The sequence below is a fragment of the Pseudomonas sp. GW821-FHT07G06 genome, from assembly GCF_058986625.1.
In genome coordinates this window covers 34568-44957 of the sequence record NZ_JBYSVW010000027.1, presented here as the reverse complement: position 1 = coordinate 44957, position 10390 = coordinate 34568, and the positions used below count along the sequence as shown (strand labels likewise).

The following is a 10390-nucleotide window of genomic DNA, read 5'->3' as shown; positions in this document are numbered from 1 at the left end:
GGCTGCGATCTTTTGATCTTGATTTTGAAGAGCAAGATCAAAAGATCGCAGCCTGCGGCAGCTCCTACGCGGTTTGTAATCGATTCAAAAATTCGCACAAGGCAACAGATCCATGACCTCACGTGTCGCCAGCAAGTCGTCGGCCATACCTGCCCCGCAAGTCGCCTCCCCGGCGCTGTTGATCCCTGCCCTACTGCTGTTTGTCTCCGGCGCAGCGGCGCTGGTGTATCAGGTGCTGTGGATCAAGCAGCTGTCGTTGGTCGTAGGCGTCGAGGTCTATGCCATCACCACCGGGATCAGCGCATTTTTTGCCGGGCTGGCCTTGGGCGGCTTGCTGTTCGGCCGTTGGGCGGACCGGATGCAGCAACCGGTTGTGCTCTACGCGGTGCTGGAAGTGCTGGTGGCCGTGCTCGGTGTCGCTGCGACCTTTGCCATGAGCCTGGCGGCCAGCCCGTTTGCCTGGCTGGAAGCGCACGTGGGTTTGCTGGCCTGGGTGCTGCCGTTCGCGCTGGTGGGTATTCCCGCGCTGTTGATGGGCGGCACCCTGCCGGTGCTGGTTCGCTCCCTGGCCACTGACCCGCAACACCTGGGCAAGGCCGGCGGGCAACTGTATGCGGCGAACACCGCCGGTGCCATCGCCGGCACCCTGCTCGCCGCGTTCGTGCTGATTGCCACCCTCGGCGTGCGCGGCAGCGCGCTGGCCGCCGCCATGCTTAACCTGCTGGCCGCCGCAGGGGCCCTGTGGTTCCAGCGCCGGCGCGTGGCCCACGTCGATGCTGCGGCCAGACATCACGTTGAAAAAGCCCCCGATCGCCTGGCCCTGTGGCTGTACTCCATTGCCGGTGGCGTAGCGCTGGGCTACGAAGTGGTGTGGTCGCAATCGATCGTGCAATTCATGAGCACCCGTACCTACGCCTTTGCCGTGGTGCTGGCGACTTATCTCACCGGATTGTTCCTGGGCAGCATGCTGCTGGCCCGTCGGGTCGATCGCCTGCGCGATCCCTGGGGAGTGTTCGGTTTGCTGATTGCCGCAGCCGGGGCGATTGCCTTGCTGGAAGTGGCGTTGCTCGGACGCTGGCTGGTGCTCGCCCAGACCCTGGCCGAATCCTGGGTATTGTCATGGGGCGGCAGTGAACTGGCGGGCATGAGCACGCGGTTTGCGGTGGCTGCCTTGAGCATTGTATTTGTACCGACCCTGTTGCTGGGCGCGGCGTTCCCGTTGGCCCTGCGCTTGAGCGTCGGCGGCGCACAGGTGGGGCGCAACGTCGGCGAAGTCGTCGCGTTCAATACCCTTGGCGGGATCATCGGCGTGATGCTCTGCGGCTTTGTCCTGATCCCGATGCTGGGCCTGGTACGGACCCTGGGGCTGCTGGCAATGATCGCCGCCGGTATCGCGTACCTCGCCGTGCGCAAGGGCCATGGCGTGAAGAAAGGCCGGCGCCAGGCGGTGGTTGCCATTGGCCTGGTGTCCCTGGCACTGGCTGTGTTCACGCCGGTCAACAAGCTTGCCAGCCTGCTGCCGGGCGCACGCAATGGCACGCTGACGTTCTACGAAGAAGGCCGTGGCGGGACCGTCGCCGTGGTCACCCAGGGCAAGGGCGAACGGGCGTTCCAGCGCTTGTACATCCAGGGCGTGTCCAATACCGGCGACGCCATGCCGTCGTTGCGCTACATGCGGATTCAGGCGCTGCTGCCCTTGCTGATCCACAACGCTGAACCGCGTTCGGCGCTGGTGATCGGCTTCGGCACCGGCATCACCGCCGGCGCCCTGACCCGCTACCCCGCCCTGGAACATCGCGTGGTCGCCGAACTGCTGCCCTCGGTGGTCAAGGCGGCCCCCTTGTTCAAGGGCAATTTCAATGCCGCGACCGATCCGGGTGTCGACGTGCGCTTGCGCGACGGTCGCCAGGAACTGTTGCGCAATCCGCAACGCTACGACCTGATCACCCTTGAACCGCCACCGCCCTCCGCTGCCGGCGTGGTCAACCTGTATTCCCGGGACTTCTACCAACTGGCCGCCAGCCGTTTGCAGAAACAGGGCCTGGTCGCCCAATGGCTGCCGCTGCCGACGCAGAACATCGACGACTCGCGCTCACTGGTACGCAGCTTCCTCGACGTATTCCCCTACGCGACCCTGTGGACCAGCGAGTTCCACGAGATGCTGCTGGTGGGTTCCATGGAACCGATTGAGCTGGATGCGGCGAAGATCAACGCACGCTTCCAGCAGGACAGCGTTCGCAGCACTTTGCAGGATGTCGGCATCGGTTCGGCCGCGGCATTGCTCGCCACCTGGGTGACTGACCGTGCGGGGCTGGAACGCTTCGCTGGTCAAGCGCAACCGGTGACGGACGATCAGCCGCGCATCGAATACGCGCCATGGGTGCGCGCCAGGGAGATCACACGCGTACTGCCGGCCCTGCTCGACTTGCACCAGCCGCCCGCACTGCTGAACGCCGATGGCGGGTTCATCGAGCGCATGAACACCCAGCAACAACGCCTGATGCAGTTCTACCGGGCCAGCCTGCATGCCTATGAGGGTGACCGTGAGGGCTGGGCCAGGGATATGCGCGAGGTGATGCGCGGGGATTCCGGGAATCCGTATTACCGGTGGTTTGTCGGGGAGTGATTGGCCGCCTTCGCGAGCAGGCTCGCTCCCACATGGGGATGCGTTCTCCTGTGGGAGCGAGCCTGCTCGCGAAGGGGCCATCAGCTTCACCGCATCCGTTATTTGACAGACGCCGACCATCCGGCAAAGCTGCATCAAGCTTCAACGCGCGCCTGACGGCAATCGCACCTGGACCATGGAAGTCGTAATGCCGACATATAAAAACAAAGCTGCACAGCCAAACCCTGATTCGCAACCGACCCTGATCAACCGTTATCTGTTCCCCGTCACCATCGGCATCCTGTTGCTGACGGTGGCGGGTATTGGCTGGTTTTTGCTGAGCAGCACACCGACGCTGCCCAAGCCGGTCACCGTCAGCCCCCCTGCTGTTCAACCGACCCAACCGCAACCCGTCGCCATCGCGCCCGCAAAAATGGTCGACGAGCAGCAATGCCAGGGCTGCCACGGCGAGCAGGTCAAGGACTGGCAAGGCTCCCACCACCAGTTGGCGATGCAGCAAGCCAACGCCGACACGATGCTCGGCGACTTCAACAACGTCACCTTCAAGGCCGAAAAGGAGACCACGGTGTTCTCGCGCAAAGGCGACGAATTCTGGGTCAACACGCCGGGCATCGATGGCAGGAATACCGATTTCAAGGTGGCCTACGCCTTTGGCATCGCTCCCTTGCAGCAGTACCTGATCGAAGTCGGCGAAGGCCGGTTGCAGGCCCTTGGCATTGCCTGGGATACCGAAAAGCACCGCTGGTTTCACCTCTACCCGGGCCAGGGGGTGAACTTCAAGAACCCGCTGCACTGGAGCAAACCGAGCCAGAACGCCAACTTCATGTGCGTCGAATGCCACACCACCGGTTTCAAGCGCAATTTCGATGCGGCAAAAAACACCTTCGACAGCCACTGGAACAGCCTGGGTGTCGGCTGTCAGGCCTGTCATGGCCCCGCATCCAATCACCTGGAATGGACGGCGAAGAAGACCGACCTGATCCATGCCGGCTTTGCCGTCGACCTCAAGGACAAGAACGCCACCGTCGAACTCGAAACCTGCGCCCGCTGCCACTCGCGTCGCGCGCCTCTGGATGACGGCTACACGGTCGGCAAGCGGCTGATGGACGACTACCTGCCGAGCGTCCTGACCCGCGAGCTGTACGCGCTGGACGGCAAGATCAAGGACGAAGTGTTCGAACACGGCTCCTTTGCCCAGAGCAAAATGTTCGACAAGGGCGTGCGCTGCAGCAACTGCCACAACCCGCACAGCACTCAATTGAAAGCGCCAGGCAACGGTGTCTGCCTGCAATGCCACAACACCGCCGGCAAAACCACCGTGGAAGGTGTCGACGGCAAGGGCCTGCAAGCGAAAAACTACGACTCCGTCGAACACACCCGCCACACCATGGGCCAACCGGGTTCGCAGTGCGTGGATTGCCACATGCCCGGCAAGTTCTACATGGGCAATGATTTCCGGCATGACCACAGCTTCAGCATCCCCAACCCTGAGCGGGCAAAGAAACTCGGTACGCCTGATGCCTGCCTGACCTGCCACCAGGGCAAGGCCGGCGACAAGGTCACCGAGCAGTTCAAGCTGTGGAACACCGCCAACGCCAGCGCGGTACAAGCCCCTCGCTACGACGAAAGCCTGTGGCTGATTCGCAACGGTCAGGCCGGTGCCGCGCAGGCCTTGATCGAGCAACTGCAACGCAGCAACCTGCCGGCGATCCAGCGCGCGACGCTGCTTGGCGAATTGGCGCAGTATCCGAGCGAACAAGCGTTGAAACTGGCCACCAGGGACCTCAACAACCCGGCACCGCAAGTCCGTGAAAGCGCCATCCGCGCACTCAGCGCATTCCTGTCGCCAGCGGAACGCGCGCCACTGCTGACACCCTTGTTGAGTGACCCTGTGAGAGCCGTGCGCATCGCCGCCGCCCGTGATCTGCTCAGTGTCGCGCACACCGGCCTGGGCACGGCTCAGGACAGCTGGAATGCCGCCATCGCCGAATACGAGGCGGTGCAGAAAAACCTGCTCGAACGCGCCGAAGCGAACCTCAACCTGGCGATGCTCTATCAGGCCAGCGGTCGCAACGCAGAAGTCGAAGGATTCCTGCGCACGGCCCTGCAGCGCGATCCGGACTTCTATCCGGCGCTGGTCACCCTGGTGCAATGGCTGGAGGCCAACGGTCGCAGCCAGGAAGGTCATGCCCTGCTGGCGCAAAGCCTCAAGGACCATCCTGACTCGGGCCTGCTGCAATACACCCAGGGCCTGGCGCTGATTCGTGCCGGCCAGGCAGCTCAAGCCATGCCGTACCTGCGCCAGGCGGCGAAACTGGAACCGCAGAGTGGGCAATTCGGCTACGTACTGGCAGTGGCCCTGCATGACAGCGGCAAAATTGACGAAGCCTGCGCCGAACTGGAACGGCTGTTGAAAGAGCAGCCGGCCAACCGCAATGCCCGCTTGTCGCTGATCCAGTACTACCTGGCCAACGGCCAGGAGCCCAAGGCCCAGGTGCTGTTGCAGGGCTGGAAGAAGATGAACATGGGGGACCCGGCGTTGAAATGATCCGGGCTGAACCGGACGCCCGTTTACGGGCAATCCTGCTCCTACGGGGTTAACGTCGTCGACAGAATCCGTGTACGACACTAACCCTGGGGGAGCGACCGTGCGAGTTACGCCCATCCCGGGTATGTCCCTTCCCCGTTTGCCCTGTATCGGTCAGCAAACAACGCGAATCCCTTAGATTTTTGATGATATCACTAGGCCACTAGTGATAAGGTTCGCGGCGCTTGAAAAACCTCTCCCCCATTACATTTCGAGGCGACATGAAGCAAGCCTCGGCCAATGACGGCAATGACCGGTCGCAAGGATCAACCATGGAAGCTCTCCGCAAGCTGTTCACCGTTACAGCCCTGACTACAGCACTCCTGACTTCAGGCTGTGCAAGCATCGTCGGTGACAGCAAATACCCGGTGAACGTATCGAGCACGCCTAGCGGCGCCAACTTCACCATTACCAACAAAGCCGGTGTCGTCGTACATAACGGCTCCACGCCCAACACCGTGACACTGCCTTCCGGTCGTGGCTACTTCAAGGGTGAGGCCTACACCATCACCTTCAAGAAAGACGGCTATGCCGATGCCAGTACCACTCTGGATACCAGCATGAGCGGCTGGTACTGGGGCAACATCCTGATTGGCGGGTTGATCGGCATGCTGGTAGTCGATCCACTGACCGGCGCAATGTACAAACTTCCCGAAGACGCCGCGGGTAACCTCGGCAGTCCGTTGGCCAGCGAAGCAGCAAAAAACCTGACACTGCTGGAAATCGACCAGCTGTCGCCAGGCGAGCGCGCTTCGCTGGTTCGCATCAACTGACATCACCCGGGAGCATTCCGCCGTTCGGGATGCGCCCTTTTGCACGGCAAAGCCGTCGAAACCGTATTTGCAGGAGCGAGCTTGCTCGCGATGGTGTGACAGGCGACGCGTTTATCCAGAATATTCGCGTTTTCGTTGACGTCCATCGCGAGCAAGCTCGCTCCTACACGGCGCCTGAACAACGGCCGCGGCTCAATCACGGAGCGCCCGTACAACACGCTCATCCCCGCCAATCCCTTCAACGCATCTTCCGCGGATTTGTCTTCACGCACGGCAAAGCTGTCAAAACCGCATTGGCGCATGTGGCTGAGTTGATCGCGCAAGACATCGCCGATGGCGCGCAACTCGCCGGCCCAGCCCAATCGCGTGCGCAGCAGATACGCCTGGCTGTACCCGCGGCCATCACGAAAGCTCGGAAAATCCAGGGCGATCAAGGGCAGTTGGGCAAACCATGGCTGCAGGCGTTCCACTTCATCGTCCGGCCCCAGCCACACGCCGTTTTGCGACGGGTTTTCCAGCCACTGGCTCAGCGGCAGAATCGCGGCACCCACGGGCAGCGGTGCTTGCGGGTCGCGCACGAGCGTCCACGGATCATCCGCGGCAATCCGCGCCACACCCTCTTCCAGCCGCAACAGATTATTCATGCCGACACCTCCAGCACTTTCCCGTAGACAGACTCCTTGAACGGCTCCAGCCCGATCCGCTGGAAGGCGTCGACGAACAGTTCTTCGCTCTCGCGATAGCGCACGAAGGTGTCGACAATGCGCTCGATCACCCCGGGCACTTGCGCGGCGCTGAAGGACGGGCCCATGACCTTGCCTAGCGCACTGTTCTTGCCCTGGGCGCCACCCAGGGTGATCTGGTACCACTCGGCGCCGTTCTTATCGACTCCCAGAATGCCGATGTTGCCGATGTGGTGATGACCGCAGGCATTCATGCAGCCGGAGATATTGAGGCTGATGTCGCCCAGGTCGTGCAGGTAGTCGAGGTCTTCGAAGCGGGCGGCAATGGCCTTGGCGATGGGGATCGACTTGGCGTTGGCCAGCGCGCAGAAGTCGCCACCGGGGCAGGCGATGATGTCGGTGAGCAATCCGGCGTTGGCGCTGCCCAGACTGTGTCCGCAGGCCAGGCGCCACAGGGTGAACAGATCGGCCTTGGACACGTCCGGAAGGACGATATTCTGCTCATGGGCAATGCGGATTTCACCGAAGCCGAAGCGTTCGGACCACTCGGCCACCGCCTCCATCTGTTCGGCAGTGACATCGCCCGGTGGCGCAGCGCTCCCGGGCTTGGTCGACAACACCACGCTGGCATAGCCCGATACTTTGTGCGGCTGCACGTTACGCTGCACCCAACGGGCGAACGTCGGGTTTTCGGCCAGGTGCGTGCCGAAATCGAGATGGGTGTCGGACAGTTTACGATAAGGCGGTGCGACGAACGCACTGGCCACACGCTCGAACTCGTCGAGGGTCAGTTGCGCCGGGCCGTCCTTGAGGTACTGCCACTCTTGTTCCACTTCCCGGGCGAAGGCCTCGATGCCCAGGGCCTTGACCAGAATCTTGATTCGCGCCTTGTACTTGTTGTCCCGCCGGCCATGGCGGTTATACACCCGCAGCACCGCCTCTACGTAAGACAGCAGGTGCTGCCACGGCAGGCCTTCGCGGATCTGCAAGCCGAGGATCGGCGTGCGCCCCAGGCCGCCGCCGACCATGACTCGCAGGAGCATGTGCCCGTCGGAGCCTGGGTAAAGATAAAGGCCGATGTCATGCATCATGATCGCCGCGCGGTCCTGCTCGGCCGAGCAGATGGCGATCTTGAACTTGCGCGGCAGGAACAGGAACTCCGGGTTGATGGTCGACCACTGCCGCAGAATTTCCGCCAGCGGTCGCGGGTCGATCATTTCGTCGGCCGCCACCCCGGCAAAGGCTTCGGTGGTGATGTTGCGCACGCAATTGCCGGAGGTCTGGATCGCATGCATTTCCACCTCGGCCAGGCGTTCTAGGATGTCCGGCACCTGGGCCAGTTCGATCCAGTTGAACTGCATGTTCTGCCGGGTGGTGAAATGGCCGTAGCCGCGATCGTAATCCCGGGCGATGCTCGCCAACGTACGCATCTGCCGGGCGCTCAGGGTGCCGTAGGGAATCGCCACCCGCAGCATGTAGGCGTGCTTTTGCAGGTACAGCCCGTTCTGCAGGCGCAATGGCAGGAACTCTTCTTCGCTCAGTTCCCCGGCCATGAAACGCTCGACCTGATCGCGAAACTGCGCAACCCGTTCGAACACCAGCGCCCGGTCGTAATCATCGTACTGATACATGTGGCTACCTCATCAGGATTCACCGCATTCCCCTGTGTAGGAGCTGCCGAAGGCTGCGATCTTTTGATCTTAAAAAATCAAAGTCAAAAGATCGCAGCCTTCGGCAGCTCCTACAGGTCGGTGGGTATGCGGTTGTTGTGTGGGGTTGACTATGGACTTGCGGCTCAGCGCATTACAGATTCACCTGAGTGCATAAAAACCGTATCAGAGCGCGGCAGATGGCCGCAGGCGGCACTCAGATCTGATCCGCACAAATGAAATATTCCTGAGTCTGTTTTGTTTCCATCGGGGTTTCTACAGTGCACGGCATTGCAACCGTGGAAGCATTGAGCATGAGCACAACTACTATCAGTCAGGCCTATAACTACAAGGTCGTGCGCCAGTTCGTGGTGGCAACCGTCTTCTGGGGCGTCGTGGGGATGGCGATGGGCGTGTGGATCGCCTCGCAACTGGTGTGGCCGCAGATGAACCTGGACCTGCCCTGGACCACCTTCGGCCGCTTGCGCCCGTTGCACACCAGCCTGGTGATTTTCGGTTTTGCCGGCAGCGCGCAATTTGCCGCCAGTTACTACGCGGTACAGCGCACCTGTCAGGTGCGGCTATTTTCCGACAAGCTTGCCGCATTTACCTTCTGGGGCTGGCAATCGGTGATCGTGGTGATGCTGATCAGCCTGCCGCTGGGCTACACCACCACCAAGGAATACGCCGAAATCGAATTCACCGGCGCGGTGTGGATGACCGTGGTCTGGATTGCATACGCCGTGGTGTTCTTCACTACCCTGGTGCAACGCAAGACCAGGCACATCTACGTCGGTAACTGGTTCTTCGGTGCGTTCATCGTGGTCATCGCCATGCTGCACGTGGTCAATCACTTGTCGATTCCAGTCGACTGGTTCAAGTCCTACCCGGTGTACTCCGGGGCCACCGACGCCATGGTCCAGTGGTGGTACGGACACAATGCCGTGGGTTTTTTCCTCACCACCGGTTTCCTGGGGATGATGTACTACTTCGTGCCGAAACAGGTAGGCCGGCCGGTGTATTCCTATCGCCTGTCGATCGTGCACTTCTGGGCGCTGATTACCCTGTACATCTGGGCCGGCCCGCACCACTTGCACTACACCGCGCTACCGGACTGGGCGCAGTCGCTGGGCATGGCCATGTCGCTGATCCTGCTGGCGCCGAGCTGGGGCGGGATGATCAACGGCATGATGACCCTGTCGGGCGCCTGGCATAAGCTGCGCACCGATCCGATCCTGCGCTTTCTCGTGCTGTCCCTGGCGTTCTACGGCATGTCGACCTTCGAAGGGCCAATGATGGCGATCAAGACGGTCAACGCCCTCTCCCACTACACCGACTGGACCATCGGCCACGTGCACGCCGGGGCGCTCGGCTGGGTGGCGATGATTACCTTCGGCGCGACCTATCACATGGTGCCGAAGGTATTCGGACGCGATCGGATGCACAGCACGCCGCTGATCAACCTGCACTTCTGGCTGGCGACCATCGGCACCGTGCTGTACATCGCCTCGATGTGGGTCAACGGCATCACCCAGGGCCTGATGTGGCGTGCGATCAACGATGACGGCACGCTGACCTACTCCTTCGTCGAAGCCTTGCAGGCCAGCCATCCGGGATTCGTTGTGCGCTTTGCCGGCGGGGTGTTCTTCCTCAGCGGCATGCTGCTGATGGCCTACAACGTGTGGCGCACGGTGCGGGTTGCGGACGTGGCGATGGCCGAACGCGAGGCGCAGTTGGCCTGATGATTGAAGTCATGTTGAACATGGCGGGGGTGGCATTTTTGTGGTTCGCCATCGAGTATTGTCTGCGCCACCAGACCGCCGAGAGCCTGGACGATGCGAGCCTGATCCCGTTTGCCGACGACCCTGAGGTGGCTCGGCGGGTAGAGGCGGCTACCGGGAAGACCATCAATGCAGTGGCGCCCGAAGAGGCGAAGCCAGGCTGGGGAAACACCGATATCTGATGCGACACCGATCACTGTGGGAGCGGGCTTGCTCGCGAAGGGGGCCTGTCAGTCGACATTGATGTGAATGTCGATCCGCCTTCGCGAGCAAGCCCGCTCCCACATGAGA

The 10390-nt window shown here is 61.8% G+C and carries 6 protein-coding genes and 1 pseudogene; 5 read left to right on the top strand and 2 right to left on the bottom strand.

Annotation, left to right across the window (positions count from 1 at the left end; translation table 11 throughout):
* The first annotated feature begins 112 nt into the window (after positions 1-112).
* From AC3WJW_RS28735 to AC3WJW_RS28725, 3 genes are all read left to right on the top strand, one after another.
* Positions 113-2626, top strand: a complete 2514-nt coding sequence (locus AC3WJW_RS28735; RefSeq protein ID WP_493728365.1) for a spermidine synthase — start codon at positions 113-115, stop codon at positions 2624-2626.
* A gap of 187 nt (positions 2627-2813) precedes the next feature.
* Positions 2814-5174 carry a tetratricopeptide repeat protein gene (locus tag AC3WJW_RS28730; protein ID WP_493728364.1) on the top strand — a complete coding sequence of 787 codons (2361 nt, stop codon included), beginning with the start codon at positions 2814-2816 and terminating at the stop codon, positions 5172-5174.
* A 311-nt stretch (positions 5175-5485) separates the two neighbouring features.
* A complete protein-coding gene (locus AC3WJW_RS28725) occupies positions 5486-5986 on the top strand; it encodes a peptidase associated/transthyretin-like domain-containing protein (RefSeq protein ID WP_493728363.1) in 501 nt (166 codons plus the stop codon).
* A 167-nt stretch (positions 5987-6153) separates the two neighbouring features.
* On the opposite strand, the pseudogene AC3WJW_RS28720 reads toward AC3WJW_RS28725, so the two are convergent.
* Positions 6154-6630 (bottom strand): annotated as a pseudogene (locus AC3WJW_RS28720) (DUF934 domain-containing protein); the annotation flags it as partial.
* On the bottom strand, positions 6627-8300 hold the full coding sequence (locus AC3WJW_RS28715) for a nitrite/sulfite reductase (RefSeq protein ID WP_493728362.1): 1674 nt from the start codon (positions 8298-8300) through the stop codon (positions 6627-6629). The gene AC3WJW_RS28715 and the pseudogene AC3WJW_RS28720, both read right to left, overlap by 4 nt.
* Positions 8301-8632: 332 nt before the next feature.
* On the opposite strand from AC3WJW_RS28715, the gene ccoN reads away from it, so the two are divergent.
* Positions 8633-10060: a cytochrome-c oxidase, cbb3-type subunit I gene (gene ccoN / locus AC3WJW_RS28710; protein ID WP_493728361.1), complete on the top strand. Its 1428-nt coding sequence runs from the start codon at positions 8633-8635 to the stop codon at positions 10058-10060.
* Complete coding sequence (locus tag AC3WJW_RS28705; RefSeq protein WP_493728360.1) at positions 10060-10281, top strand: cbb3-type cytochrome c oxidase subunit 3; 222 nt, start codon at positions 10060-10062, stop codon at positions 10279-10281. The genes ccoN and AC3WJW_RS28705 overlap by 1 nt, the downstream gene beginning before the upstream one ends.
* Positions 10282-10390 lie beyond the last annotated feature (109 nt).

Excerpts from the sequence above, each read along its gene's own strand:
- AC3WJW_RS28735 (WP_493728365.1), top strand. The coding sequence starts at position 113 with ATGACCTCACGTGTCGCCAGCAAGTCGTCGGCCATACCTGCCCCGCAA.
- AC3WJW_RS28730 (WP_493728364.1), top strand. The coding sequence starts at position 2,814 with ATGCCGACATATAAAAACAAAGCTGCACAGCCAAACCCTGATTCGCAA.
- AC3WJW_RS28725 (WP_493728363.1), top strand. The coding sequence starts at position 5,486 with ATGGAAGCTCTCCGCAAGCTGTTCACCGTTACAGCCCTGACTACAGCA.
- AC3WJW_RS28715 (WP_493728362.1), bottom strand. The coding sequence starts at position 8,300 with ATGTATCAGTACGATGATTACGACCGGGCGCTGGTGTTCGAACGGGTT.
- ccoN (WP_493728361.1), top strand. The coding sequence starts at position 8,633 with ATGAGCACAACTACTATCAGTCAGGCCTATAACTACAAGGTCGTGCGC.
- AC3WJW_RS28705 (WP_493728360.1), top strand. The coding sequence starts at position 10,060 with ATGATTGAAGTCATGTTGAACATGGCGGGGGTGGCATTTTTGTGGTTC.